A 22,482-nucleotide genomic window follows, 5' to 3' on the forward strand; every position below is an offset into this window, starting at 1 on the left:
GCGGTTTCCGCGGGGCGTTGGTGTGTCTAGGCGGCGGCCGGCTGCTGGCGGAGCTGGGCCCGGTAGACGGCGCGCGCGTCACGGCAGGGCGGGCAGACCGGGGTCTTGATGCGGTGGTGGGCTGCAGCGCCTTCGCTGGTTCCGCATCGGCCGGTCCAGTCGGGGAATGCCGTGGGGTCGTCGATCTGGTCGTCGTCCCAGGCTCCGACGGGCGCCCAACGTGCTTCGGCGGCTTGTCGGCGTACCCGGTCGTAGACGTGTTGCCGGACTCCGTGGTCGCGGGGGTCGGTCCGCCACAGCTGGTCGTAGAAGGTGACCGCGGTGCGAGCCGTGCCGACCTTGACCTGCCGGTCGCCGTAGAGGGTGTAGGCAAAGTTCGACGGATGCCAGCCGAACCGGGCGGCGAGTCGTGCTGGGGGCCAGCCGCCGGCGACGAGTGCCCGGAGTCGACGGCGGGTGCCGGTGCCGTCGATGAGGGTTGCTGCGCCGAGGTTGTCGAGGGTGGGCTCGACGGCGAGGAGGGCGGCGGCGTTCTTCGGCAGGAGTCGCTTCGACGGGCCCATGCCGCGGGCGGAGTCGCCGTAGAGGAGCTTGGAGACGGTGCCGCGGGGCACGCCGGCGAGCTTGGCGAGCCGCATCCAGCCGATGCCGAATTCGCCGAGGGACTTCACGTGGGCTCGGACGGGGTCGGCGTCGACGTAGGGCTGCCAGGTGCCGTAGGCGATGGCGCGGGCCCGGTTGTTCCGGTACCGGCTTTCGGCGAAGCAGCAGGGGTAGCAGCGGCAGCCGTCGAGCTTGTACTTGACGTAGGTGCCGTGCTCTCGGATCGTCATGCTGCGGCCTCCATGTTCTGCTGCCTGCGGCTGCGTTCGATGGCGTGGCGTTCGCGGGGCGTTTTGCCGCCTCGAACACCGCTGCGCAGCTGGTGGGGGAGGCCGTGTTCTTCGGCCAGCGCTTCGGTTAGGCAGGTGCTGTAGACAGGGCATTTGTCGCAGATCGCCTTGAGTGGGGCGACGATGCTGGGGTGGCAGACGTCGGGGACGAATTCGTCGGGGTCGGTTTCGCGGCAGAGTGCCTGGTCGCGCCAGTCGCGGCGGGTCATGCCGCCGCCTCGAGGTCGCTGACGCCTGTCACTGCCGGCTTGGCGAACCGTTCTTTGCGCATGTCGCGGATGAGGTCGTGGACGTAGGCGCGGGCCATGCCGAGCCGGTCGGCGATCTCGTGTTCGGGGACGTTGAAGGAGTCGAGGTGTTCGATCTCGGCGCGGCGGAGGGCTGCCAGTTCGCGTCGGCTGTCGAGGTCGGTGGCTTCCTGGTCGGTCTCGGGTGTCGCGGCCGGGTTGTCGATGTCCTCTCCCCAGGCTGCGGGGCCGTGCCATCCGCGGGCTCGTGCGATTCCGCGGGCCGTCGGTGAGGGGCCGGGCTGGCGGACGAGGGTGGCGTAGAGGCGGGCGACTCGGCTGGCGAGGGCCTTGCTGACTTTCTGGCGGGTGCCTGCGGCGATGGGGCGGATGGTGCCGTGGTCGATTCCGACGGCGTCGGCGACCTGGTAGAGGGGGTGTCCGATGGCAGCCAGGGCTCGGAGCCGGCGGGTTGTTCCTGTGGAGTCGGTCCAGTAGCCGCCGGGTTCGACGTTGGGGGTGGGTTGGAAGGCGAGGATGCGCGCGGCTGTTTCGGGCCGGATCTTCTTCTGGTTGCCGTTGAGGAGGCTGCAGACGGTGTGGGTGCCGCAGCCGATGGCTTTGGCGAGTCCTTCCTGTGTCCACTTCTGGCTGGCGAGTTGCTTCAGGTGTTCCGCTGCCGGTGTGGCGTCGATGTTGCGGCGGCCTTCCCGGTGGACGCGGAGGTCGTATTCCTTGCAGTAGCGCTTGTGGGCGGCAGCGCATTCGGGTCGGCGGCATCCGCGGAGGTAGCAGGCACGTTGTCCGTGCTGGGGCGGGGTGCGGGTCATGGTCGGGGCTCCTTCCGGGTGTTGCGGCGGCGGCGTGCGGGGCGGCGCATGATGGCTTCGAATGCGGCGACCTGGGAGTCGAAGCGGAGGGGCTGGGGGCGTCGGAGCCGGTTGGCGAGCCGGCGGAGGGGGCTCACGCGGCGGCCTTCCGTGGCCGGCGGGCCTCAGCTATGAGCAGGCCCTTGACGGACAGGCGCCAGACGGCGATCGGATGGCCGTGCGTGGCCGGTGAAGTGGACGGCACGTACTGCTTGGTGTGCTCGATGACTCCGCCCTGTCGCAGGCCGTTGATCGCTGCGCCGAGGAACCCGTGGGACAGCTCCGGGAGTACGTCGCGGAGGTCGTTTGCGGAGAAGGTGTCGCGGGTGCGGCCGAAGGCGAACACGGCTTGCTGGACGAGGAACCGGTTCCAGCTGCTGGCGCGGTCGACGATGTCGTCGAGCCGCTCGTCCTTGTCGACAGATGCCAGGCGCTCGGCGGTGGTGAGCTTGCGGGTCATGGATGACTCCCGAGGGTGTGATGCTGGTGGGGTGGCCGGCCCGCACTGCCCGCGGGCCGGCCCGGGGCCCCTTACTGGGCGGTGCTGTGCTGGTCGAGCTCGGCGTCGGTCATCAAGCCGTGAGGGATGCGTCCGGAGCGGAGTACCTCGCGGAGGTCTGCGGCGGCCCGCCCGTAGGTGGCGGCGCGCTCGAACTGCTGCAACTGGACCGGGGTGGGCTCGTCGATGAACAGCTCGTCGCCGAAGTCGGGTGCACTCTTGGCCATCTGCTCCCACCGCTCGGCGAGGTCAGCCAGCACGCCGCGGACCTTGCGTTCCTCGGTCAGTGGCACGAGGGGCCACTCCGAGTCGACGACCGCGTGCGAATCCGTCCTGCGCAGGTACTCCTGCAGCCCGGACGCCTGCTCGGCCGCCCACCGGACCTGCCAGGCATGCAGCTGTTCGGGGTGCACCTGCAGCTGCGGGTACTTCTCGGCGATGGCCACGGCGACTTCGGCTGCCGCGAGGGCGTCGGCGTCAGCGGTATGCGCGGCAGCCAGAGCCACGCCGTAGTGGGCAGCGAGCGCCTCGAGCTTGCGGGAGCCCCGCCGGTACTTGTCGGCCTGCTTGTCGAGGACAAACGGGTCGACGACCGGGCCTGGGGTTACCTCGCCGCCGATCCGGTCCTGCAGGGTGCGCAGGTTGTGACGGCGGAGCTCGCGATCGAGGACGGTGAAGTCATACCTCGCGTTCATCGCCACGACCGGGATGCCGGTGGAGAGTGCGGCGGCGAGTACGTCAGCGATCTCATCGGCAACCGCTGCCGCAGGCCGGCCGTTCGCGCGGGCCTGCTCGGTCGTGACGCCGTGCACCGCGGTCGCTTCGGCGGGGATGCGGACGCCGGGGTCGGCAAGCCACAGTCGGGAGCGGTCAGGGAGGGTGTCGATGCTGTCGCCGGGCTTGTAGTCGATGGCTGCGGCGGTGACGATGCGCGCCGTTTCCACGTTGATGCCCGTCGTCTCCAGGTCGAAGCCGAGGAGGGGTTCGGTGTGCCAGGTCATGACGCCTCCTTCGCGGGGCCAGCGATCTGGGGGAGGTTGAGGTGGCCGAGCTCCCCGTCGCGCCAGGCGGCGGCGATCCGCTCGCGGCCGTCCTTTGTGGGCCGGACGGAGTGGGTGAGGGAGCGGGTGGCGCGGATCTCGACACCGTCGACGTCCTCGATGACGCCCGTCTCCTTGTCAGCGACCACAGCGGCGCCGGCAGCGGTCATCTCGGCGAGGAGCGCGGTGGTGTAGGCGGGTCGTACTTCGGTGACGAGCCGGGTGGTGACGTTGTGGGGGCTGTTCTTGCGCACCCAGCTGAGGAAGGCGTCCGAGTCGGTGACGACGGCCGCCGGCTTAGCGTCAGAACGGGAGATGGTGGCGACCTTCGTCCCGTCGGGGAGAGAGGCGTCGACCCGGGAGGCGCCGGTTTCGACGAGCGCTTCCTGCATGGCGGTCTTCACCTCCTTGAGACGGTCGGTGACGGCGTCGGAGAGGCTCTTGAGAGCAGCCTCCTCGAGGGCGAGCTGTTGCAGGTCCATGGGGTCTCCGTGGTTTGCTGGGTAGGTGGCCGCCCCCGTTTGCCCCGGGGGCGGCCGACGTGCGGGTGATGTCAGGCGGCGGGGCGGATCTGCTCAGCGAGGGCGCGGATGGCGTCCGCGCTTGCCTGCTCTATGGGCATGCCGAGGGCCATCCGGGCGCCGTTGTCGAAGTCCTCCAGACGGGCGGCTGTGGCGGCTTCGCGGAGTTCGTCGATGGCGGCGGCGTGCTCGTCCTCGGGGCTGCCGACGACGGTGGTCGCGACCGGCTCGGCGTCTCCACCAGTGGCGTCAGCGGCACCGACCGGTGCCGGCGCGGCGAGCTCCTGGCCGCGTGCGATCAGGTAGGCGCCGAGTTCCAGCAGTTCGCGATCGATGGTCTTCACCGTCTCGTCGAGGAGTCCGGCCGCGCGCGCCTGCCGGTAGATTTCCTTGACGGCGGCCTGGTCAGCTGCCTTGGCTGCATCGTCGGCGAAGTCCTGTGCTGGCTGCGACCTGCCCTTGACCGCCGCGTTCCGCTGCGGGCCCGGCGTGGCCCACGGGTCTCCCTCGCCGGACTGAACCTGCCGCAGGTGTCGTTCGTCAGCGGGCACCGGGTTGTCGGCCTGCGCCATCTCCTCGGCCGTGTACACGCCGGCCAGGTCGTGCGGGAACGCCTTGCGCAGCGCGAGTGCTTCGGCGCACTTCGCCAGCTGGCCGGCGGGCATCTTGCCCCACAGCCCGATCGGACGGTTGTCCTTGTTGGTCTGCACGTACTCGCGGAACAGGGCTACTGCGGGGAACCGCTGGCCGTTCCGGATCACCGTGACCTTGGCGGCGGCGGGCGGTGCGTCGGACAGCCACACGTCCTGCCAGCGGCCGTCCTTGTCGCACCACATGTTGTCCTCGTAGCCGAGGTGTCCACCCTGTTCTGCGACGACGCGGTGGGCGATGACGCGGTAGCCGTCGATGCTGGTCTGAGGCGTGTACACCTTCCGCTGCTGCCGGTTGTCCCAGCGGCCGATCAGGTAGATCTGCCGGGAGAAGGGGTCCAGTCGGGTGCGCTGGCACAGGTGCAGGAATGCGGACAGTTCTTCGCTGGCGACCTGGTTGTCGATGCCGGACTGGCGCAGGACGGCGCCCTGTTGGGGGGTCCAGTCGGTCTGGTCGGGGCGGATGGCGAGTGCGCCGCCTGCCTGGACTAGGTCAGTGCTCATGTGCTGTCCTTTCGGGGTGCTGGGTGGCCGCCTGCGGTGTGCGGGGCGGGCGGCCGTGGGGTGTGGTCAGCTGTGGTGCCGGATGGCGTCGGCGATCCGGTCGACGATTTCGCGACGGGTGGCCTGGTCCATGTCGGGCGCGAAGGCGAAGTGGATGCGGACGCGGTCCTCGCCGACGGAGTCCTTGATGTTGAGGTTGCCGGTGACGGGATCCAGCCCGTCGGCGCCGAGGTTCACCGCCCACTTGGACAGGTCAGCGGCGCGGGTGATGAGGTCATGGACCTGGCGCTGGGCGGCGTCGAACTGCTCGTAGTCGTCGGCGTTGAGGCGCAGCACGCTGTCCCAGTTCCGAGGTGCTCCATCCTCTTGGGTGGACTCCACGATGCCGTCGGCCATCTGCTCGCCCACGCACATGAACTCGGGGTACCCGGTGAGGGCGGCATGCTGGCGCGCGGCTTCGGCGCGGAGGTCGTTGTCGGTGTAGGGCTTGTCGGGCATGTGTTCTCCTTGGTTGGTGGCCACCCCGCCTGTTTGCGGCGGGCGGGGCGGCCGGGCGGGTTGTCAGGCAGCGGTCTTCTCGGCCTTGCGCGTCTTGCGGTACGCCTCGTACTCGTCGTGCCACTGCTGCGGGTTGTGGCCGGCTTCCTTGGCGGCGTCCCATGCGAATTCGCTGATCTCCCCGGAGTCGAGTTCATCCGCGACCTCGGCGGCGATGGCCCGAGCGAACCGCGGGTCGGCGGTGTGGAGCGCGTCGAGGAAGCGGTAGGCCATCCACCCGTGGACGCCAGCGTTGATGTGGGCGAGGAACTCGTCCGGGGCACTGCTCGACTTGCCGTGCATGTCGATTCCCGACCGCAGTACCTGCTGCAGCAGCGCCTCGCCGGTCTCGTAGACGTCCGTCGTCACCTCGTAGCGCGGACGGTCTTCCTCGTCGGGCATGTCGGTGGCCATGTCGAGGCCCTCGGCCCCGGCGGCGAGAGTCTTGTCCCACTGCCTGCGGACCGCGTCGAACGTCTCGTCCTTCATCGGCCCGACGCCGGCGTAGCGGACGGGCATCTGGGCGCCGATGAAGTCCTCGCCGAAGACGAGTACGGCCTTCTGGGCGGCGGTGACGCGGACGCGGAGGTTGTCGCCGGTGGCGGCCCAGCGGGTCATGAAGCCGGCGCTCAGCGCCGGGAACGGCTCGCCCTCGACGGTGTGCTCGGTGATGGTGCGGAGCAGGCCGCGCCAGTCCGGGTACTCCAGGCCGGGGTCGACGCCGATGCGCAGCTCCGTGTGCGTGCCGCCGAATTCGACGTAGTGGTCCTCCGCAGAGATGCTGATGTAGGTGGATCCGGTCTGGCTGCTGACCCACTCGCGGAGGGAGGGCAAGTACTCGCCGGGGATGAGGCGGGCGAAAGGCTGGCCGCCCTGGTCGTCGTGAAGGAGGCGGTAGCGGGCGACGGCGAGGGTGTACCGGTCGGAGGCCACGGCGTACAGGAACGTGGTGTCGACGTCGAGGCGGATCCCGTTGAGCGGGGCGGTGTACTCGCCGCCGATGTGGCCGATGGTCTTGTCGATGAGCAGTCCGAGCTGATGGGCGTTGATCGTTACGCTCATGCTGTGTCTCCTTGAGTGAGAGTTGAGTCGTGCTGGTGGGGCCGGTTCCGTGCCGTTTCAGGCATGGCGGTGCCCTCCGAATGTGGTGTTGGGTGCCGCCCCGCGGCGCGGGATTGGGGTGCGGGGCGGCGGTATCAGAGGTAGAGCCAGGTGACGGGGAACGCGGCGGGATGGTCCGGCTGGTCGCCGGAGTCGACCGTCCGCTTGCCGTCGGTCCGGCTCTCGAAGCGGGCCCATCCGGTCGCCATGTCCCGGTCGGGCACGATGCCCATGTCGGCGAGGGACTCCTCGCAGTAGAGGCGGTGGAACGCGTCGAGCGCGGCGATCGCCTTCTCGCGGTCGTGTGTGAGGGCCGCTTCGTGATCCTCGAAGTCGAGGACACCCACACCGTCGAACACGTCGGCGACCTCAGCGCGGGTGGGGGTGTACATCAGGCGGCCCCCCTCTTCTGTAGCGGGATGACCTGGGCGACCGGCTGTGTACGGGCCAGGAGTTCGCGGCGGAGACGCTCGTTGTCGGCCTTGAGGTCGGCGTTCTCGTCGGTGATGCACTTAGTGACGAGTTCGGCTTCGAACATGCGCTGGGTGGCGTTGGCCGCCTGCTTGGCGAGCTCTGCGCGGTCGCCGACATTGCGGTCGATCGTTTCGAGGGCGCGGAGGTACTTCCCCTCTACGTCGCCGAGTTCGCGTCGGAGGTCCACGTTCTCGGCCCGGACCCGTGCGAGCTCGACGTCAGAGCTGGTCCGGCGAGGCATGCGGTTGAAGAGCTTCACTGGTCCTCCCTGGTGCGGTTGCCTCGCTGGGAGGCGACGATCATTGCGGCGGAGATGAGGCCGAGTCCGGCGGCGATCCATTCGGCGGCGGTCACGTGGCCTCCTCGTCCGGCTTGGCGGTGCGGGTGCAGTAGTCGGCGAAGGACTCGGTCAGCCCGGCCGCGATCGAGGCTGCGAAGTCCGGGTCGGTAGTGGCGGTCAGCGGGAGGCCGGTCTCGTTCATCGGGCACCTGCCTGGTTGAGGCGGTATCCCCGCCGGTTCTCCGGCCCGACCTCGATGGCCCTGCCGCGCGCCGCCAGGTGCTGCAGGTCGCCGCGGGCAGTGGAGCGCTGCGGCCCGAAGCCGAGGGCCGAGTAGAGGCGGCGGACTTGGCCGGTCGTCCACGTCGTGAGCGGCGCCTCGCGCATCTCGCCGAGCAGCCGGTTGATACGCACCGAGCGGTGCGTCCCGCCGGTCATGCGGGCACCTGCTCTCGCCAAATGCGGTGGATGTGCCGCATCAGGGACTCGCGGTCGTGGACGCAGCGCCGGCACAGGCAGTCGACAGGGTGTTCCGGCAGGCGCACCCGGGCGTCCATTGCGAGGCCCTGCAGGTAGCCGTTGGCCGCGGCGAAATCGCCCTGGGCGAGCAGCTGCTTGAGGAAAGCGTCGGTGTCCTCGCCCCGCCGGACCGCGGTCTTTCCGGCCAGGTAGGCAGACGAGAAGAGCTTCGGGTCTGTCGTCTCGAAGGTGCGTCCGCCAATCATCACGAGCTTCATGCGGCACCTCGCAGGGCGGCCCGCACTTCGGCGGCGATGGGCCGGCGGGGTGCCGGGACGAGGGGCGCCCACGTGGCGTACACCTCGTCGAGCGGCATCATCGCGAGCGGCGACCGCATGATCGGCACGCCGTCGGCAGTGCGGCGGCCGGTCCACTGCCAAGGGCAGCCCCGGACGTCGATCCAGGTGAGGCTGAGGTCGTATTCGGTGCCGTCGAGCTCGGTGAACTCACGGGCCGCCCACAGGAGCTGGGCACGGTCCGTGGCCCGCAGGTTCTGGTTGGTGGCTGCCGCCCGGAGCAGCGCGGCCCGGGTCACGACGCCACCGCCCGGATCCCGCCGTTGCGCTTCCAGGCGGCCAGCTCAGCGAAGGCCTCAGCCAGGCTGTCCAGCGTCTCCGGAGTGGCATCCGCGACGTGCACCGTCATGCGGCGACCGACGTGGACCATGCCGAACGTCCGGCCGTCAATCCCCCTCCTGTAGTCGGCCCGGGCCTCGTCGTTGCCGAGGACCAGGGCCCCGGAGAAATGGGTGTCAGTAGCGAAGGAGCTGTCAGTCATCGTTCCTCCAGGTGCGGAGTGCGGTACGGGGGTGGGGCGGGCGGTCACGAGACGCCGCCTTCGATCGCGTCGATGTGCGTGAGGGCGATGCAGGCGCCGTGTCCGTGGACCCACACAACGTCGGTGTGGCCGCCGAGGAGCGTGGCCCGGCTGCGGGTGGTCGATTCGATCCGCGTGGCAGTCGGGTCGTTCTCGGGCCGGAAGCCGGGGTAGGCCACGACCGGCGTGCCGATCGGGTAGCTGGCGTTGAACTGCTCGGCGTTCACCGGCCCTCACACGCCTCGTCGTACCCTTCCCAGTTGTCCACGCCAGCTGCGTAGAGGGCGGCGAGCATGCTGGAGTCCGGCTCCAGCTCAGCGACGCGGGCATGCAGCGTCTCGGTGCCTTCCGCCAGCGCGGCGATGACCGTCCGCAGCCGCTCGACTTCCGCGAGCAGCCACGGCACGTCCTCGCGGGCGTGGGCGATGAACCGTTCGTTGGCCTCGGCCATCCGGCCAGTAGTGCGGGCGATGGGCAGGAGGTTGGGTTCGCCGCCGTGGAAGACGGAGCCGGGCCACTCCTCGTGAACGGTCCACGGCCCGGGTGTTGCGGCGGCCGCGCGGGCCGCGATCTCGGTCAGGCGGTCGCTCATGCCGTCACCTGCTTCTTGGCAGCGCCGGAGCGGGTGCAGCCTTCCTTGTGCCAGGGCTTCCGCTGGACGTCGTGGGCGACCGTTCCGCACTCGGTGCATGCCTGGCGGGGGCCCTCAACCCGGGTGAAGGGGTAGACCTCCCAGTCCCAGTTGTGGTCCTCCGGGGCCTCTACCGACCAGTCGTAGCCGCTCTCGATCTGGTTCTGGGGGGTGATTGCCTCGTACCAATCGGGGTCGTCGCCGAAGCACTCGACGGCTTCCTCCAGATCGTCGGCCTCCACCCAGACGAGATACCGCTGGACCGTCTCGACGATCACCGGGTACTTGTCCTGGCCCTCCCACGGGTGCGGGTAGGCCTTGTCCATCGCGTCGGCGATGATGCGGTTCACACGGTCAGCCACGGTCGACACCGCCCTGCACGGCCTTCGCGAGGTCGGCGGCGGTTTCCAGGAGACCGCCGAGGTGGGTGAGGTCGCGAAGCTCGTTGATCTGGTCATGCCCGCATGTGCCGCACGGCTGCACGAGGGTGAACGTCACCTCGTCGCTGTCGACGACGCGATACCGCAGGTACTCAGCACGGCCCTCGCCGAGGCTCGCCGTAGCCTGCTCCGTGTCCGCCGGCAAGTCGAGCGTGCCGGTGTACTGCCAATCCAGCTGGGCGGCAGCCTCCTCGCCGAGGACGCAGCGGGCCTTGGCGCGGGCGAAGGTGAGGAATTCCTCGCGGTGCTCCTCGAACATCTCGTCGCCCTTGGCTTCGCCCTCGGACTCCCACTTGGTGAAGGCCAAGGTTGCGAGGTCTGCCACGGTCAGATGAGTGGTCGTAGTCATCGGGCATCCCCTTCGATGCTGGTGAACTGGGCGGCCCACTCGGGGTAGTCCTCGTTCTCGGCGACCCGGACCTCCGGGTGCTGCACAAGGAAGAGGGACATCGAGGTCGCGGACACCGCCGCGTCGGAGTGAGCCGGATCCGCCAGCAGCCGCTGCTGGACTTCGAGAAGAACCGCCGGGTCGGGAGAGGCCTGTGAGGCCGGAGTCGAGGCGGGTGAGACGATGGTCATGACGCATGCCCTTTCAGAGTTGGGGTGGTGCGTTAGGGCCCGGTTGCCGGTGTGTCAGAGCCCGGCGGCTGGGCCCGTAGGCCGCAGCTAGGCGGCGCGGGGGCTCAGCCGGTGAGGGCGAGCTCCAAGGGGCGGCCGTCGGCAGGCTTCTGCCGCCGGCCGGTCGGCTTGTCGGGGCCCTTCTCCGCTGCGGACCTGCGCCGAGCGGCAGCCAGGCGAGACGGCTTGGCCGGGACCCGGAGCATGTTCCGGATCTCCCGAAGCTCCTGGGGGCCGAAGCGCTTCGACTTGCCCATGTCGATGTACGGGAAACCGTGCTTGTTGCACCCGTCGAGCAGGAAGCGGACACCGCATCCAAGGGCGGCGGCGGCCTCCTTCGGCGTGAAGGTCAGGTCGCCGCTGTTGAAGGACTCGACGGCGGCGGCAACGACGATGTCGCGCAGTTCTCCTGTGGCGAGGGCGTCGCGGACGGCCTTGACGATGGCCGGGTCTGTGGCTGTGGGGGTCTCCTCGGGACTGGGCATGTCACCTTCTCTCGTTGGTTTCCTCGTGGGGGACGAGGAGTTCCTTGTCTGTTGCGTGGAGCGTTTTGCGGAGTGCGGCGTATGTGGGCGGTCGCATCTGCTCCCGGATGCCGGTTTCCAGCCGTTGTAGGTAGCTGCGGCTGATCCCGGCTGCCTCTGCGGTCTCACGTATGCCGAGGCCCTGGCGCTTCCGTGTCGCTCGTATCGCCGCCCCGTTCACCTGGCAGGTGGCTGGGGGGTTGTTCATGACGAGAATGTACGTGCTTACGCTCGTAGAAACTAGCAGTACCACGTAGTAACTTGTAGATCCTCGTAACGATTGAGGCGTGAACCTTTGGCCAGAGTTACGAGAACATCAAGGAACCGGCCATAAGCTGGGTGTTCCTAGCTGTTCCTGCTAGTTCCTGGGACCATGACGCCATGCCTCCCCCTGCAGACGACACAGCGCTCCGCCGGCTCGCCGACCAGATCAGGCGGCGACGGGTCGACCTGGGTATGAACAAGATCGACGTAGCCAATGGCGCCAAGATCACGATCAACACGTACATGAAGCTCGAAGACGGCAAGCCCGTCCGAGACCTCACCTACGGCAAGGTCGAGACGGTGCTCCAATGGGCGTCCGGCTCCTGCCAGGAGATCCTCCGCGGCGGTGACCCCACCGTCGCCGACCGGCTGACAGATGGCGCCGTCGCCTCACCGGTCACCAGCGACGACCTCGAGGGTGACATCGGGCGCGCGGTCACCGACGCCGCCATCGCCGTCAGCGACGGACTGTCAGCCGCCGACATCCGCAAGCTGAAACAGCGCGTAATCGAAGAGCTTCGTCGGCGCGGCAGGCTGCCAAATGTTGGGAATTGACCCCTCCGCGCGTACAACCATTGGCTTTGTCCAACTCGTTACCGCCATACGGCAGATCGACTCGCGCAAACCCGGTCACGAAAGTCGTTCAATGTGCGACTATCAGTAGTCACTTGGGAGGTTCCCTCGTCCCGAAAGGGGGGACCATGCACGAAATGGTCACCGCTGATCTCGGCCCCGGCTTCCACGGTTTCCGAGGTCTGATCGATGGCAAGCTCGTGTGTGTGGCGACGCCCCAGGTACTGCACGATGCCGCCGCACGGCGCATCATGCGGGACCTGGTAAGGCGTCAAGGAGGAGACTGTGACGCGTGCCGGCGCTGCCTGATGGGCCGGCACGACTAGTCAGTCCACGCGGGGGCCACGGCGGGGCGGGGAAGGCACCCGCCGGGCCACCGCGGGAAGACCCCAAGGAATCACAATGCCGTATGTCGAGTGGCGTGGGTCGAAGTGCCGAGTCCGCTGGGACACCGGGAAGGTGCACCCCGAGACCGGGAAGAAGATCTACGACAGCAAGTCCGGGTTCGCCGACGAGGCTGTCGCCTACGAGTACGGGCTTGATCGCGAATCGGACGTCCGCAACGACCGGTACATCAGCAACGCCGACGGAAACATCCTCTTCGAAGGCTGGGCCAAGTCGTGGCTGGCCGGCCTCGACCTCGCGGACACGTCGTATGTGACCTATGAATCGATCATCAAAGCCCAACTGATCCCCCAATGGGGGGACGTGTCACTGCGGAAGATCACAACGACGCAGTATCAACGCTGGGCGAAGATGACTCGCGCCAGGTACTCCGCGCACTACGCGGGCAGCATCCTCTCTCTGTTCGGGCTACTCATGACCGACGCGGTCGATCACAGGCCGCCCCTCATCGCTGAGACACCGGTCCCCCGGACCAGCCGCCGGCGCGGCCGGTATACGCGACCCGAGGAGCCGGAGGTGCTGACACCCACCACCGAGCAGGTCGTGCAGCTCGCCGTGAACGCCCACGAGGTGTGGGGCCTGACGGGCTACGTCTTCATGCTCACGAAGGCCTTCACCGGGATGAGGCTCCGTGAGATGTACGGCCTCCGACGGGAATTCGCCTCGCCCACTTGGCCGGGCTCCGATCCCGACGTCCGGCGCCGCACGAAGGCCTTGAAGCGGTACGGGGGCATGTCCGCGCTGCGCGTGCAGTGGCAGCACCAGTACGCGAAGGGCGTGCCCACGCTCCAGCTGCCGAAGTACGGGTCCGCCCGCGCGCTGGTCCTCCCCCCGTTCCTGCACGCCCTGCACGGCCAACTGCTGGAGAGCCACGAGAGCGACTGGGTGTTCCCCTCCGCCGGCGGCGGCCACCTGCTGGGGACGAGGTTCTACCCGTGCTACTGGCGGCCTGCCGTGGACGGGGCGGAGGAACGGGGCGGACGGTGGGCGCGGGGCGCCGTACCGGCCGTTGAGGGCCTCCAGGGGATGGTCCCTCACGGCCTGCGGCACGCACAGAAACAGTGGCTGGACGAGGACGGCCATTCGCGGGTGGCCTCGGAGGAACGGCTCGGTCATAGGCTGCAAGGCGTAGAAGGCACGTACTCCGAGGTCACGGTGCCGATGGAGTTGCGTATCGTCGAGGCTCTACAGGAGCGGTGGGAGAAGGTCATGGGAGACGAGTCGTCGGTGGAGGCGGCCCGCCAGGTGCTCCGAAAGCGTCAGGTCTCCCAACCCTCTCCCACTTGATCTTGCAAGGGGTTGTCGTTGCAGCTCAGGAAGATGCGAGAGTGAGTGCCGCTTAATCGATCACATCGAGACGCTGCGGACGGTGCTGACCGAGCGGGGGTGCTGGGTCTGACCGGGGTGCCGAATCCGACCGGGGGCACCGGGTCCGGTCGCCGCGGCCCCGCCGGCGGTCCGCCGCGGTGAACAGGGACCGGATGACGGGGGCGGGCGTGGAAGGCACACAAGCCGTGGGCGGGGCCGTGGACGGGCCGGCCGCCATGGACGAGCCGGCCGCCCGGCGCCGCGAACAACGCGGCTGGTACTGGTACGACTGGGCCAACAGCGTCTACTCGACGACCGTCCTGACGGTCTTCCTGGGGCCGTATCTGACCTCGGTGACGAAGGCCGCGGCGGACGCGGACGGCCTGGTGCACCCGCTGGGCATCCCGGTGCGCGCCGGCTCCTTCTACCCGTACGCGGTGTCCGTCTCGCTGCTGCTGTCCGTGCTGGCGATGCCGCTCGCCGCGGCCCTGGCCGACCGGACCGGCCGGAAGAAGCCACTGCTGGGGTGCTGCGCCTATACGGGCGCGGCCGCGACGGCGGGGATGTTCTTCCTCGACGGCGACCGCTATCTGCTGGGCGGGGCGCTGCTGGTCCTCGCGAACGTGTCGTTCGTGGTGTCGATGATGCTCTACAACTCCTTCCTGCCGCAGATCGCGACCCCCGACGAGCGGGACGCGGTCTCGTCCCGGGGCTGGGCCCTCGGCTACGCGGCCGGGGCACTGGTCCTGCTCGCCAACCTGGTGCTCTACGGCGCGCACGAGTCCTTCGGCCTCTCCGCGGGCACCGCGGTACGCCTCTGCCTGGCGTCGGCGGGGCTGTGGTGGGGCGCGTTCTCCCTGATCCCGCTGCGCCGGCTGCGCGACCGCCGGACGGCGGCCACCGGCGCACCCGGTGCGGCGGGCGGCGCCTCGCTCGGCCAGGGATGGCGGCAACTGGCCGAGACCCTGCGCGGGATGCGCCGCCACCCCCTCACCCTCTCCTTCCTCCTGGCCTACCTCGTCTACAACGACGGGGTGCAGACCGTGATCACCCAGGCGTCGGTGTACGGCTCGGAGGAACTGAAGCTGGACCAGACCACGCTGATCGTGGCCGTCCTGCTGGTACAGGTGCTGGCCGCGGCGGGCGCCCTGCTGATGGGCCGGCTCGCCCGGCGGTACGGCGCACAGCGGACGATCCTGGGCTCGCTGGCCGCCTGGACGCTGACGCTCGCGGCCGGCTACGCCCTTCCGGCCCGGGCACCCGTGTGGTTCTTCGCGCTGGCCGCCGGCATCGGCCTGGTGCTGGGCGGCAGCCAGGCACTGTCGCGCTCGCTGTTCTCGCAGATGGTGCCGCGCGGCAGGGAGGCGGAGTACTTCTCCGCGTACGAGATCAGCGACCGGGGCGTGAGCTGGCTGGGGCCGCTGGTGTTCGGGGTGACCTACCAGCTCACCGGGAGCTATCGGAACGCGATCGTGTCCCTCGTGGCGTTCTTTTTGATCGGTTTTGTCCTGCTGGCGAGGGTGCCGGTGGGGCGGGCGATCGCGGCGGCCGGAAATCCTGTGCCTGACCGGATTTAGGCCCAGAGCGTGCGGGGCGGTAGTGTACGCCTTTGGCTCACCAGGCGGACCGTTACTGCGCGCTCAAGCATGTATGGCGCTGGGTGACATCTGCTGCCAGATGTGACAAACCGGGCAATGGTGGGTACAACAAGGGGCGGCACGAAGGAAGGCAGCGGCGCACAGCGCCTCCATCATGGGCGGTGGTGGGCGACGGGTGGGCGCATCTCCCGAATGCGGGAATCTTCACCGCCGACCGGACGTTGACCGGATGACGACGACAGCGACACCTGTCCTGTGGGCGACAAGCCCGGGAGGCACGATTCATGAGTGAGCGAGCTCTCCGCGGCACGCGACTCGTGGTGACCAGCTACGAGACCGACCGCGGCATCGACCTGGCCCCGCGCCAGGCGGTGGAGTACGCATGCCAGAACGGACATCGATTCGAGATGCCGTTCTCGGTTGAGGCCGAGATTCCGCCGGAGTGGGAGTGCAAGGTATGTGGTGCACCCTCGCTTCTGGTGGATGGCGATGGCCCTGAGGAAAAGAAGGGTAAGCCCGCGCGTACGCACTGGGACATGCTCATGGAGCGGCGCACCCGCGAGGAGCTCGAGGAGGTGCTGGCCGAACGGCTGGCAGTCCTGCGCTCCGGCACCATGAACATTGCCGTGCATCCGCGCGACACCAACCGCAAGTCCGCCTGACGGCGGGATTGCACCGAGCAGCACAACAAGGGCCGGGGTCACTGCGCAGTGCAGTGACCCCGGCCCTTGTTCGCTGTCCGCGACTCCCCCGGACCCGGGGGCCGGGGTGCTCAGCCGGTCAGCGGCGGGTCCTGGCGGCGCGGCGGCGTCGGCTCGTCCTCGCGGATGACCTCGCCCTGGACGACCTTCCCGTCCGGCCGGTGCATCCTGGCCTGCTGGAAGGCGTCACCGAACGTGCCCGGGGTGTGCTGCGTCCGCCGGGACAGCAGCTTCTCGGCACGGCGCTGGATCAGCTTGCCGGTCGGCGGGAAGAGGCAGAGCAGCCCCAGCGCGTCGGACACCAGCCCCGGCACCATCAGCAGCAGCCCGCCGGCCATCGGGAGCGTATTGCCGCTGCCCGACGTGCCGTTGCCGGACGGGGCCCGGCCGCCGGGGGCCGCCGGGTCGCCGCCGCCCTGCATGCTCTCGGTGAGCTTCTGCCAGGCGCGGCGGCCGGCCCGCTTGATCACATAGCCGCCGACGAGCACGCCGGCGATCAGCAGCAGCGCCACCGTGAGCCCGCTGGTGGCCTCGGCGACCACCGTCAGCAGCCAGATCTCCAGCACCATCCAGGCGGCGACACCCAAGGGAATGTACCGGCGGGCGCGTGAACGCTTGGGTGGGCGGGGACTCGGCGAGGGCGTGGCTCCGAACGTCATGCCTCAAGTGTGCCTGGCCCGCGGCGCAGCCCCCGGTGAGGGCCCGCCCGGCGGCGCACCGGCCGTCCGGTGGTGCGCGGCGTCAGCGGCCGCGGATCTTGTCCACCCGCGCGCCGATCCCCCAGGCGGTGACCCGCCACAGCGCCTCCACGACGATGTCCCGGCTCATCTTGCTGTCGCCCAGCTCCCGCTCGACGAACGTGATCGGGACCTCGACGACGTGGTAGCCGGCCTGCACGGCGCGGCGGGCGAGGTCGACCTGGAAGCAGTAGCCCTGCGAGGCCACGTCGTCCAGGCCCAGCCCCTGGAGGGCCTCCGCGCGAAAGGCCCGGAAGCCGCCGGTGATGTCGTGCAGCGGCAGGTCCAGCACCAGCCGGGAGTAGGTGCTGCCCCCGCGGGAGATCAACTGGCGGTACTTGGGCCAGTTCACGGTGCGGCCACCGGGCACCCAGCGCGAGCCGAGGACGAGATCGGCGCCCTTGAGGGCGGTGAGCAGCCGCGGGAGCTCCTCGGGCTGGTGCGAGCCGTCGGCATCCATCTCGACCAGCACGCCGTAGCCGTGGTCGATGCCCCACCGGAAGCCCGCGAGGTAAGCGGCGCCGAGACCCTCCTTGCCCTTGCGGTGCAGGACGTGGACGTGCGCGTCGTCGGCGGCCAGCTCGTCGGCGAACTTGCCGGTGCCGTCGGGGCTGTTGTCGTCCGCGACCAGGACGTGTGCCTGGGGGACGGCGGCCCGCACCCGCGAGACGATCGGCTTGATGTTCTCCGCCTCGTTGTAGGTCGGAATGATCACCAACGTGGTGCCGAGCGGACCGTACTGCCGCTGACCGTCTGTCACTGCTGCCCCTTCTCGTCCTTCGTACGCCCGCGCCTGCCGCTGACCACCGCGGCGGCACAGGACAGGAGACCCACGATAGCGAGCAGCCACTCGGGGGCGGCACCGACGCGGTCGGCGAGCGTCGTTTCGTCGCGCAGCGGAATGCGCGCGGAGACCACGCCTCGGGTGAACTCGGGGATCTGGTGGGTGACCGTGCCGTCCGGGGCGACCACCGCGCTGATTCCGCTGGTGGCGGCGGTGACAACGGCCCGGCCGTGTTCGACGGCGCGCAGCTTGGACATCGCCAGCTGCTGCTCGGGCTGGCCGGTGCGGCCGTAGGTGGCGTTGTTGGTCTGGATGACCAGGGCGCGGGCGCCGGCGTCGACCGTGTCGTGCACGATCTCGTCGTAGGCGACCTCGAAGCAGATGACGTCGCCGAGCCGGGCGGGGCCGAGCTGGAGCACCCCGGTGTGGTTGCCGGGGTAGAAGTCGCGGGGCACCCGCTGGAAGCGCGTGATGATCTTGCTGAGCTGCTCCCGGAAGGGGACGTACTCGCCGAACGGCACCGGATGCTGCTTGGTGTAGGAGGCGCCCGGGCCCTTCTTCGGGTCCCAGACGATGCCCTTGTTGAAGACGTAACCCGCCTTGGAGGGGTGGTCGACCAGGGCACCGACCAGGACGGGCACCCCGATGGACTTCACGGCCCGGTCGATCCGGTCGTACGCCTGCGGGTACTGGAACGGGTCGAGGTCGGAGGAGTTCTCCGGCCAGATGACCAGATCCGGCTTCTTGGCCCGGCCGGCCCGGACGTCCGCGGCGAGCTTCTCGGTGGCCGCGGCGTGGTTGTCGAGGATCTTCATCGGGCGGCCCAGGAAGTCCATACCGGCCTGCTGGACATTGCCCTGGACGACGGCGATGTCGGCGGTGTCGTCGGCCTTGGTGGGGACGGGGACGGCGAGACCGGCCAGGGTGACGGCGGCGGCCAGCCCGAACGCCTCGAAGACCGGCACGGCCCGGCGCAGGGTCCCGTTGCCGCGCAGCTTCCAGAGAACGGCGGCGCAGGCCGCGATCAGGGCACCGGCCAGGGCGACGGCGAAGGTCACCAGCGGGGCGCCGCCGAGCGCGGCGAGCGGGGTGAACGGAGAGCCGGTGTGGGCGAACGCCAGCCGGCCCCAGGGGAAGCCGCCGAACGGGAGCCGGTCGCGGGCCCACTCCTCGGTGACCCACAGGCAGGCGGTCCACAGCGGCCAGAGCGGCAGCCGCGACGTGACGGCGAGCCCGGCGCCCAGCAGCATCATGAAGAGCGCCTCGGCGACCGACAGGCCCACCACCGCGTCCCAGCCGACGACATGCAGCCACTTCAGCAGGATCAGGAAGAACGGCAGCCCGAAGACGAAGCCCGTCCAGGCCCCCTGGCGCGCGCTGCGGCCGCGGGTCAGCAGGGACAGCGCGGCGACGGCCGCCAGGGACAGCGGCCACAGGTCGTACGGCGGGAAGGCGAGGCCGAGCGCCAGGCCACAGACCACCGCGAGGCCGGTGCGCAGCGCCTCCCGGCGGACCAGTGCGGCCAGCCGCCGGGCGCGCCGGGGCCGCGCCGTCAGAGCGGTGGCACCCTGCTCGGCGGCGGGCACCGGGCCGTCGGGCGAGGTGCCGCTGACGGCTTCTTCGGTGGTATCGGAACCCGATGGCACGGTCGCGGGCCTTCCTGCAGGTCGTGCGGTGGTGAGCTGACCGTACATCGGGAGACCGGGGTTGCGGATGCGGGGTGCACGAAAGGTGAAGAACGCCGCGGGAGGCCGCGGGCGGGCCGCAGCGTGGTGCGGATAGGGGCCCGGCGCCCTTCGGGCCGACCTGGGACCCGCTGGCTGCGGGTCGACCGAGAGCCGTTGTCTACTGAGCGTCCGGGCCCCACCCGGGTCGCACCTGCCGATCGGGCGAGACGTTCCGTCGCCCCGTGCCGCTGGTGCTGGACCTGGCTCCCAGTGGTGGCGTGCCCAGTGGCACACCGCCCCATGGCCCAGCTGCGTTCGACGACTGCGCGGAGGTCTGCCGGTCGGACGTCCTGTGGTGGACTCGGCCGAACCTACCGGCCGCCGACCGCCTGCTGTCAACAGGTGCTCCGCCTGCGTCGTTTCGCGTCGCCCCAGGTCAGCCCCGAGCGCCCCCGGGAGAGCCAAGGAGCGGCAAGCGCGGTCCGCGACGGCACGTGGCCGCGCGATGTCACTCGTTCGGCGGCCCGAAGACCGTTCGCCCGCCGACGACCGTGGTCAGGCACACCGGGAGGTCGTTGCCGGGGGTGAGATCGGGCAGGCCGGGGGTGCCGGAGCGGGGGTCGGTCGACCAGCGTTCCACCCGCTCGTCGGGCGCCTGGACGACCAGCTCGCCGGTGCGCCAGACCGCGTAGTCGGCGGGCGCGCCGGGCACCAAGACGCCCGCGTCGTCACGGCCGACGGCACGCCAGCCGCCGCGGGTGTGGGCGGTGAACGCGGCGCGCGCGGAGATGCCGTGGGCGCGGGTGCGGTGGAAGACGGCGGCGCGCACGGTGCCCCAGGGGTCGAGCGGGGTGACCGGGCTGTCGGACCCCAGGGCGAGCGGGACACCGGCCTTGAGCAGCGCGGCGTACGGGTTGAGGGTGCGGGCCCGCTCGGCGCCCAGGCGGGCGGCGTACATGCCCTCCGTGCCGCCCCAGGCCGCGTCGAAGGCGGGCTGGACGGAGGCGGTCAGGGCCAGCTCGGCGAAGCCGGCGATGGTGCGCCCGGTGAGCATTTCGGCGTGTTCGACGCGGTGCCGGGCGGCCCGGATCCGGCCCAGGCCGACGCGCTCGGCGGCGGCCCGTACGCCGTCGACGACGTGGGTGAGCGCGGCGTCACCGATGGCGTGGAAACCGGCCTGGAGCCCGGCCTCGGTGCAGGCGGCGACATGGGCGGCGATGTCCTCGGCGGCCAGCTGCGCGACGCCGGTGTGGGCGGCGTCCGCGTACGGGGCGTGGAGGTGGGCGGTGTGCGACCCGAGGGAACCGTCGGCGAACAGATCGCCCGCGGCGCCGATCGCCCCGAGTTCGCGGATCCGCTGCGCATCCTTTGCGGATGCGACCGCCTCGGCCCAGTAGCCGACCACCCGCGGGCCGGTCCCCTGCCGGGCGAGGGCGAGCAGTCCGGTGAAGTCGTCCTCGCCGGAGATGTCCGGGCCCGCGCACTCGTGGAGGGTGCCGATGCCGAGCGCGGCGGCCCGCGCCAGGGCGGCGGTCTGGGCCTCGGTGCGCTGGGCGGGGGTGAGGGTGGCGTACGCGGCCTTGCGCACCGCGTGGTGGGCGGCGCCGGTCAGCGGGGCGTCGGTGTGGAATCCGGTGCGTTCGCGCACGCCGGGGACCAGGTCCAGCAGTGCCGTCGTCACGACCGCGGAGTGCACGTCGACCCGGGTGAGATAGAGCGGTCGGCCGCCGGCGGCCTCGTCCAGTTCCGCACGGGACGGGGGCCGGCCCTCCGGCCAGAGCGCGGCGTCCCAGCCGTGCCCGAGCAGGACCCGGTCCGAGGGACGGGCGGCGGCGTAGGCGCGGATCCGGGCCAGCGCCTCGGGCAGGGCGCCGGCGCCGGACAGGTCGAGCCCGGTGAGCGCCAGCCCGGTCGCGGTGGTGTGCACGTGTGCGTCCGTGAACGCCGGGGTGACCAGCGCACCGTCGAGCTGCACGACCTCGTCGACGCCGTCGGCGAAGGAGTCGGCCGCGCCCTCCTCGCCGACCCAGGCGATGCGGTCGCCCTCCACGACCATGGCGGTGGCGAAGGGGTCCGCGGGGCTGTGCACCTCGCCACCACGCAGCAGGACGGTGCGGGAGGGATGCTGCCGGGCCGGTTCGGGAACGTGCGCGCTCATACCGGACAGTTTGGCCCCTGAGCGGGACCGGACCGCACGCGGGGGGCGATCAACGGTCAGATACGCGGCGGGCGGGCCTCGTAGGGGGTGGAGAGCACGACGGTGGTGCGGGTGGAGACGCCGGCCAGGGTGCGGATGCGGGTGAGCAGGTGCTCCAGCTCCAGCGGGGTGGCCACCCGGACTTTGAGGATGTAGTTCTCGTCGCCGGCGACGCTGTGGCAGGCCTCCAGCTCGGGCACCTCGGCGAGGCGGTCGGCGATGTCGTCCGGCGCGCTGGGGTCGAAGGGTTTGACCGAGATGAAGGCCGTGAGCGGCAGGCCCACGGCTTCGGGGTCCACGATGGCGGCATAGCCCCGGATGACACCGCGCTGCTCCAGGCGGCGCACCCGCTGGTGCACCGCCGAGGTGGACAGGCCGGTGGCCTTGCCCAGGTCGGTGTAGCTCATCCGCCCGTCCTTGACGAGCAGATCCACGATTTGTCGGTCCAACTCCTCCACCCGTTCAACCTACTGTGCGCGGGCGCAGATGCGCACCGCGCGCCGGCTCGTGAGCACCTTCGCGCCGGGTTGTGTGACCAATGCCACATGGGTGAACCGGTGTCCGCCGGACGCCCGCGATTATGCGCGGGGCATGAAGGGAATTGCTGCTGGTGGCCAGGACCGCCCGTCACAGGAAGTCAGCGATCCGATCGGCCCACCCGAGGGGGATGGACATCATGCGACGCCTGAAGCAGGACTCCGCTGCCGCGAACGCCGGCGCCCAGGAGGGCGACAGTCTCGACGCCTCCGGCGAGGACGACTCGTTCGACACCTATGAGATCTACCGCGTGACCTGCCCCGACTGCCGCCAGCCGATCGCGCTGCTGGCGGACGAGGACGTCCTCCCGGAGCACGCCCGGTGCCCCTCGCCGTGGAACCCGTTCGGTCTGACGGTGTGCCAGGGCTCCGGCCGGGCGGTGTCCGAGGCCCCGGAGGCCGAGGACGCCCTGGACACCCAGGAGCAGGACGCGGCCGTGCTGCTGACCCTGCCCGCCGGCCTGGACTGGCGCCGCCAGCCGTTCTCGCACGTCGGCGAGCCCGGCACCCGGCCGGCCCGGGTGCCGCGGATGCGTCCGCGCGCCTGAGTGCCGCTCCGCGCCCGTTCG

Annotated in this window: 33 protein-coding genes; 5 read left to right on the plus strand and 28 right to left on the minus strand. The window is 70.4% G+C overall.

Annotated elements, in window-relative coordinates:
- Window positions 1-26 precede the first annotated feature (26 nt).
- The 23 genes from OIU81_RS03170 to OIU81_RS03280 all read right to left on the minus strand — a co-directional run bounded on the left by OIU81_RS03170 (window position 27) and on the right by OIU81_RS03280 (window position 11,351).
- Window positions 27-833 (minus strand): hypothetical protein, encoded by an 807-nt coding sequence (locus tag OIU81_RS03170; protein WP_329330814.1) that lies wholly within the window; start codon window positions 831-833, stop codon window positions 27-29.
- Entirely contained in the window at window positions 830-1,102 is a 273-nt protein-coding gene (locus OIU81_RS03175; RefSeq protein WP_329330817.1) for a WhiB family transcriptional regulator, read from the minus strand. Before OIU81_RS03175 ends, OIU81_RS03170 begins: the two co-directional genes overlap by 4 nt.
- Window positions 1,099-1,950, minus strand: coding sequence for a hypothetical protein (locus OIU81_RS03180; RefSeq protein WP_329330819.1), 852 nt, complete (start codon window positions 1,948-1,950; stop codon window positions 1,099-1,101). The genes OIU81_RS03175 and OIU81_RS03180 overlap by 4 nt, the downstream gene beginning before the upstream one ends.
- Window positions 1,951-2,083: 133 nt before the next feature.
- Window positions 2,084-2,449, minus strand: coding sequence for a hypothetical protein (locus tag OIU81_RS03185; protein WP_329330821.1), 366 nt, complete (start codon window positions 2,447-2,449; stop codon window positions 2,084-2,086).
- Window positions 2,450-2,520: 71 nt separating this feature from the next.
- Window positions 2,521-3,489: an exonuclease domain-containing protein gene (locus OIU81_RS03190; RefSeq protein WP_329330823.1), complete on the minus strand. Its 969-nt coding sequence runs from the start codon at window positions 3,487-3,489 to the stop codon at window positions 2,521-2,523.
- On the minus strand, window positions 3,486-4,010 hold the full coding sequence (locus OIU81_RS03195) for a hypothetical protein (RefSeq protein ID WP_329330824.1): 525 nt from the start codon (window positions 4,008-4,010) through the stop codon (window positions 3,486-3,488). Before OIU81_RS03195 ends, OIU81_RS03190 begins: the two co-directional genes overlap by 4 nt.
- A gap of 71 nt (window positions 4,011-4,081) precedes the next feature.
- Window positions 4,082-5,203: a phage recombination protein Bet gene (bet, locus tag OIU81_RS03200; protein ID WP_329330826.1), complete on the minus strand. Its 1,122-nt coding sequence runs from the start codon at window positions 5,201-5,203 to the stop codon at window positions 4,082-4,084.
- A 66-nt stretch (window positions 5,204-5,269) separates the two neighbouring features.
- A complete protein-coding gene (locus tag OIU81_RS03205) occupies window positions 5,270-5,701 on the minus strand; it encodes a hypothetical protein (protein WP_329330828.1) in 432 nt (143 codons plus the stop codon).
- 63 nt (window positions 5,702-5,764) lie between these two features.
- Window positions 5,765-6,802, minus strand: coding sequence for a hypothetical protein (locus OIU81_RS03210; RefSeq protein ID WP_329330830.1), 1,038 nt, complete (start codon window positions 6,800-6,802; stop codon window positions 5,765-5,767).
- A gap of 134 nt (window positions 6,803-6,936) precedes the next feature.
- Window positions 6,937-7,233: a hypothetical protein gene (locus tag OIU81_RS03215; protein WP_329330832.1), complete on the minus strand. Its 297-nt coding sequence runs from the start codon at window positions 7,231-7,233 to the stop codon at window positions 6,937-6,939.
- Window positions 7,233-7,574, minus strand: a complete 342-nt coding sequence (locus OIU81_RS03220) for a hypothetical protein (RefSeq protein ID WP_329330834.1) — start codon at window positions 7,572-7,574, stop codon at window positions 7,233-7,235. Before OIU81_RS03220 ends, OIU81_RS03215 begins: the two co-directional genes overlap by 1 nt.
- A 91-nt stretch (window positions 7,575-7,665) precedes the next feature.
- The gene (locus OIU81_RS03225) at window positions 7,666-7,797 is read right to left on the minus strand and encodes a hypothetical protein (RefSeq protein WP_329330836.1); all 132 of its coding nucleotides are present in this window, start codon (window positions 7,795-7,797) and stop codon (window positions 7,666-7,668) included.
- The gene (locus OIU81_RS03230; protein ID WP_329330837.1) at window positions 7,794-8,033 is read right to left on the minus strand and encodes a hypothetical protein; all 240 of its coding nucleotides are present in this window, start codon (window positions 8,031-8,033) and stop codon (window positions 7,794-7,796) included. Before OIU81_RS03230 ends, OIU81_RS03225 begins: the two co-directional genes overlap by 4 nt.
- The gene (locus tag OIU81_RS03235) at window positions 8,030-8,332 is read right to left on the minus strand and encodes a hypothetical protein (protein WP_329330838.1); all 303 of its coding nucleotides are present in this window, start codon (window positions 8,330-8,332) and stop codon (window positions 8,030-8,032) included. The genes OIU81_RS03230 and OIU81_RS03235 overlap by 4 nt, the downstream gene beginning before the upstream one ends.
- The gene (locus tag OIU81_RS03240; protein ID WP_329330839.1) at window positions 8,329-8,649 is read right to left on the minus strand and encodes a phiSA1p31-related protein; all 321 of its coding nucleotides are present in this window, start codon (window positions 8,647-8,649) and stop codon (window positions 8,329-8,331) included. Before OIU81_RS03240 ends, OIU81_RS03235 begins: the two co-directional genes overlap by 4 nt.
- Window positions 8,646-8,891 (minus strand): hypothetical protein, encoded by a 246-nt coding sequence (locus OIU81_RS03245; protein ID WP_329330841.1) that lies wholly within the window; start codon window positions 8,889-8,891, stop codon window positions 8,646-8,648. The genes OIU81_RS03240 and OIU81_RS03245 overlap by 4 nt, the downstream gene beginning before the upstream one ends.
- 44 nt (window positions 8,892-8,935) lie before the next feature.
- The gene (locus OIU81_RS03250) at window positions 8,936-9,157 is read right to left on the minus strand and encodes a hypothetical protein (RefSeq protein ID WP_329330842.1); all 222 of its coding nucleotides are present in this window, start codon (window positions 9,155-9,157) and stop codon (window positions 8,936-8,938) included.
- Window positions 9,154-9,522 carry a hypothetical protein gene (locus OIU81_RS03255; RefSeq protein ID WP_329330844.1) on the minus strand — a complete coding sequence of 123 codons (369 nt, stop codon included), beginning with the start codon at window positions 9,520-9,522 and terminating at the stop codon, window positions 9,154-9,156. The genes OIU81_RS03250 and OIU81_RS03255 overlap by 4 nt, the downstream gene beginning before the upstream one ends.
- On the minus strand, window positions 9,519-9,923 hold the full coding sequence (locus tag OIU81_RS03260) for a hypothetical protein (RefSeq protein WP_329330846.1): 405 nt from the start codon (window positions 9,921-9,923) through the stop codon (window positions 9,519-9,521). The genes OIU81_RS03255 and OIU81_RS03260 overlap by 4 nt, the downstream gene beginning before the upstream one ends.
- Entirely contained in the window at window positions 9,916-10,350 is a 435-nt protein-coding gene (locus OIU81_RS03265) for a DUF6195 family protein (protein WP_329143613.1), read from the minus strand. The genes OIU81_RS03260 and OIU81_RS03265 overlap by 8 nt, the downstream gene beginning before the upstream one ends.
- On the minus strand, window positions 10,347-10,580 hold the full coding sequence (locus OIU81_RS03270) for a hypothetical protein (RefSeq protein ID WP_329143615.1): 234 nt from the start codon (window positions 10,578-10,580) through the stop codon (window positions 10,347-10,349). Before OIU81_RS03270 ends, OIU81_RS03265 begins: the two co-directional genes overlap by 4 nt.
- Before the next feature lie 104 nt (window positions 10,581-10,684).
- Window positions 10,685-11,104 (minus strand): hypothetical protein, encoded by a 420-nt coding sequence (locus OIU81_RS03275; RefSeq protein ID WP_329143617.1) that lies wholly within the window; start codon window positions 11,102-11,104, stop codon window positions 10,685-10,687.
- A gap of 1 nt (window position 11,105) precedes the next feature.
- Window positions 11,106-11,351: a helix-turn-helix domain-containing protein gene (locus tag OIU81_RS03280; RefSeq protein WP_329143619.1), complete on the minus strand. Its 246-nt coding sequence runs from the start codon at window positions 11,349-11,351 to the stop codon at window positions 11,106-11,108.
- Window positions 11,352-11,599: 248 nt separating this feature from the next.
- Between OIU81_RS03280 and OIU81_RS03285 the strand changes: the two genes are divergently transcribed.
- From OIU81_RS03285 to OIU81_RS03300, 4 genes are all read left to right on the plus strand, one after another.
- Window positions 11,600-11,962 (plus strand): hypothetical protein, encoded by a 363-nt coding sequence (locus OIU81_RS03285; protein WP_329143621.1) that lies wholly within the window; start codon window positions 11,600-11,602, stop codon window positions 11,960-11,962.
- 420 nt (window positions 11,963-12,382) lie between these two features.
- Complete coding sequence (locus OIU81_RS03290; protein ID WP_329143623.1) at window positions 12,383-13,672, plus strand: integrase; 1,290 nt, start codon at window positions 12,383-12,385, stop codon at window positions 13,670-13,672.
- A gap of 257 nt (window positions 13,673-13,929) precedes the next feature.
- The gene (locus tag OIU81_RS03295) at window positions 13,930-15,270 is read left to right on the plus strand and encodes an MFS transporter (RefSeq protein WP_329154862.1); all 1,341 of its coding nucleotides are present in this window, start codon (window positions 13,930-13,932) and stop codon (window positions 15,268-15,270) included.
- 305 nt (window positions 15,271-15,575) lie between these two features.
- Window positions 15,576-15,953 (plus strand): RNA polymerase-binding protein RbpA, encoded by a 378-nt coding sequence (locus OIU81_RS03300; RefSeq protein ID WP_006601711.1) that lies wholly within the window; start codon window positions 15,576-15,578, stop codon window positions 15,951-15,953.
- Between the two features lie 110 nt (window positions 15,954-16,063).
- On the opposite strand, the gene fxsA is transcribed toward OIU81_RS03300, so the two are convergent.
- The 5 genes from fxsA to OIU81_RS03325 form a co-directional block, all read right to left on the minus strand.
- Entirely contained in the window at window positions 16,064-16,651 is a 588-nt protein-coding gene (fxsA, locus tag OIU81_RS03305) for an FxsA family membrane protein (RefSeq protein WP_329143636.1), read from the minus strand.
- Between the two features lie 82 nt (window positions 16,652-16,733).
- Window positions 16,734-17,489, minus strand: coding sequence for a polyprenol monophosphomannose synthase (locus OIU81_RS03310; RefSeq protein ID WP_329143638.1), 756 nt, complete (start codon window positions 17,487-17,489; stop codon window positions 16,734-16,736).
- On the minus strand, window positions 17,486-19,159 hold the full coding sequence (gene lnt, locus OIU81_RS03315) for an apolipoprotein N-acyltransferase (RefSeq protein ID WP_329143640.1): 1,674 nt from the start codon (window positions 19,157-19,159) through the stop codon (window positions 17,486-17,488). The genes OIU81_RS03310 and lnt overlap by 4 nt, the downstream gene beginning before the upstream one ends.
- Before the next feature lie 529 nt (window positions 19,160-19,688).
- Window positions 19,689-21,338 (minus strand): amidohydrolase, encoded by a 1,650-nt coding sequence (locus tag OIU81_RS03320; protein ID WP_329143642.1) that lies wholly within the window; start codon window positions 21,336-21,338, stop codon window positions 19,689-19,691.
- A 56-nt stretch (window positions 21,339-21,394) separates the two neighbouring features.
- Window positions 21,395-21,835 (minus strand): Lrp/AsnC family transcriptional regulator, encoded by a 441-nt coding sequence (locus OIU81_RS03325; protein WP_026170119.1) that lies wholly within the window; start codon window positions 21,833-21,835, stop codon window positions 21,395-21,397.
- A 209-nt stretch (window positions 21,836-22,044) separates the two neighbouring features.
- Here OIU81_RS03325 and OIU81_RS03330 point away from each other — a divergent pair, with 209 nt between their 5' ends.
- Window positions 22,045-22,461 carry a hypothetical protein gene (locus tag OIU81_RS03330; RefSeq protein ID WP_329143645.1) on the plus strand — a complete coding sequence of 139 codons (417 nt, stop codon included), beginning with the start codon at window positions 22,045-22,047 and terminating at the stop codon, window positions 22,459-22,461.
- The last annotated feature ends 21 nt before the right edge of the window (window positions 22,462-22,482 follow it).

Origin of the sequence: Streptomyces sp. NBC_01454 (assembly GCF_036227565.1) — a bacterium.
Taxonomy (GTDB): domain Bacteria; phylum Actinomycetota; class Actinomycetes; order Streptomycetales; family Streptomycetaceae; genus Streptomyces.

What these genes read in the sequence shown, in the direction of transcription:
- OIU81_RS03170 (WP_329330814.1), bottom strand. Translation starts at nt 833, where the DNA reads ATGACGATCCGAGAGCACGGCACCTACGTCAAGTACAAGCTCGACGGC.
- OIU81_RS03175 (WP_329330817.1), bottom strand. Translation starts at nt 1,102, where the DNA reads ATGACCCGCCGCGACTGGCGCGACCAGGCACTCTGCCGCGAAACCGAC.
- OIU81_RS03180 (WP_329330819.1), bottom strand. Translation starts at nt 1,950, where the DNA reads ATGACCCGCACCCCGCCCCAGCACGGACAACGTGCCTGCTACCTCCGC.
- OIU81_RS03185 (WP_329330821.1), bottom strand. Translation starts at nt 2,449, where the DNA reads ATGACCCGCAAGCTCACCACCGCCGAGCGCCTGGCATCTGTCGACAAG.
- OIU81_RS03190 (WP_329330823.1), bottom strand. Translation starts at nt 3,489, where the DNA reads ATGACCTGGCACACCGAACCCCTCCTCGGCTTCGACCTGGAGACGACG.
- OIU81_RS03195 (WP_329330824.1), bottom strand. Translation starts at nt 4,010, where the DNA reads ATGGACCTGCAACAGCTCGCCCTCGAGGAGGCTGCTCTCAAGAGCCTC.
- bet (WP_329330826.1), bottom strand. Translation starts at nt 5,203, where the DNA reads ATGAGCACTGACCTAGTCCAGGCAGGCGGCGCACTCGCCATCCGCCCC.
- OIU81_RS03205 (WP_329330828.1), bottom strand. Translation starts at nt 5,701, where the DNA reads ATGCCCGACAAGCCCTACACCGACAACGACCTCCGCGCCGAAGCCGCG.
- OIU81_RS03210 (WP_329330830.1), bottom strand. Translation starts at nt 6,802, where the DNA reads ATGAGCGTAACGATCAACGCCCATCAGCTCGGACTGCTCATCGACAAG.
- OIU81_RS03215 (WP_329330832.1), bottom strand. Translation starts at nt 7,233, where the DNA reads ATGTACACCCCCACCCGCGCTGAGGTCGCCGACGTGTTCGACGGTGTG.
- OIU81_RS03225 (WP_329330836.1), bottom strand. Translation starts at nt 7,797, where the DNA reads ATGAACGAGACCGGCCTCCCGCTGACCGCCACTACCGACCCGGACTTC.
- OIU81_RS03230 (WP_329330837.1), bottom strand. Translation starts at nt 8,033, where the DNA reads ATGACCGGCGGGACGCACCGCTCGGTGCGTATCAACCGGCTGCTCGGC.
- OIU81_RS03235 (WP_329330838.1), bottom strand. Translation starts at nt 8,332, where the DNA reads ATGAAGCTCGTGATGATTGGCGGACGCACCTTCGAGACGACAGACCCG.
- OIU81_RS03245 (WP_329330841.1), bottom strand. Translation starts at nt 8,891, where the DNA reads ATGACTGACAGCTCCTTCGCTACTGACACCCATTTCTCCGGGGCCCTG.
- OIU81_RS03255 (WP_329330844.1), bottom strand. Translation starts at nt 9,522, where the DNA reads ATGAGCGACCGCCTGACCGAGATCGCGGCCCGCGCGGCCGCCGCAACA.
- OIU81_RS03265 (WP_329143613.1), bottom strand. Translation starts at nt 10,350, where the DNA reads ATGACTACGACCACTCATCTGACCGTGGCAGACCTCGCAACCTTGGCC.
- OIU81_RS03270 (WP_329143615.1), bottom strand. Translation starts at nt 10,580, where the DNA reads ATGACCATCGTCTCACCCGCCTCGACTCCGGCCTCACAGGCCTCTCCC.
- OIU81_RS03275 (WP_329143617.1), bottom strand. Translation starts at nt 11,104, where the DNA reads ATGCCCAGTCCCGAGGAGACCCCCACAGCCACAGACCCGGCCATCGTC.
- OIU81_RS03280 (WP_329143619.1), bottom strand. Translation starts at nt 11,351, where the DNA reads ATGAACAACCCCCCAGCCACCTGCCAGGTGAACGGGGCGGCGATACGA.
- OIU81_RS03285 (WP_329143621.1), top strand. Translation starts at nt 11,600, where the DNA reads ATGAACAAGATCGACGTAGCCAATGGCGCCAAGATCACGATCAACACG.
- OIU81_RS03290 (WP_329143623.1), top strand. Translation starts at nt 12,383, where the DNA reads ATGCCGTATGTCGAGTGGCGTGGGTCGAAGTGCCGAGTCCGCTGGGAC.
- OIU81_RS03295 (WP_329154862.1), top strand. Translation starts at nt 13,930, where the DNA reads ATGGACGAGCCGGCCGCCCGGCGCCGCGAACAACGCGGCTGGTACTGG.
- OIU81_RS03300 (WP_006601711.1), top strand. Translation starts at nt 15,576, where the DNA reads ATGAGTGAGCGAGCTCTCCGCGGCACGCGACTCGTGGTGACCAGCTAC.
- fxsA (WP_329143636.1), bottom strand. Translation starts at nt 16,651, where the DNA reads ATGACGTTCGGAGCCACGCCCTCGCCGAGTCCCCGCCCACCCAAGCGT.
- OIU81_RS03320 (WP_329143642.1), bottom strand. Translation starts at nt 21,338, where the DNA reads ATGAGCGCGCACGTTCCCGAACCGGCCCGGCAGCATCCCTCCCGCACC.
- OIU81_RS03330 (WP_329143645.1), top strand. Translation starts at nt 22,045, where the DNA reads ATGGACATCATGCGACGCCTGAAGCAGGACTCCGCTGCCGCGAACGCC.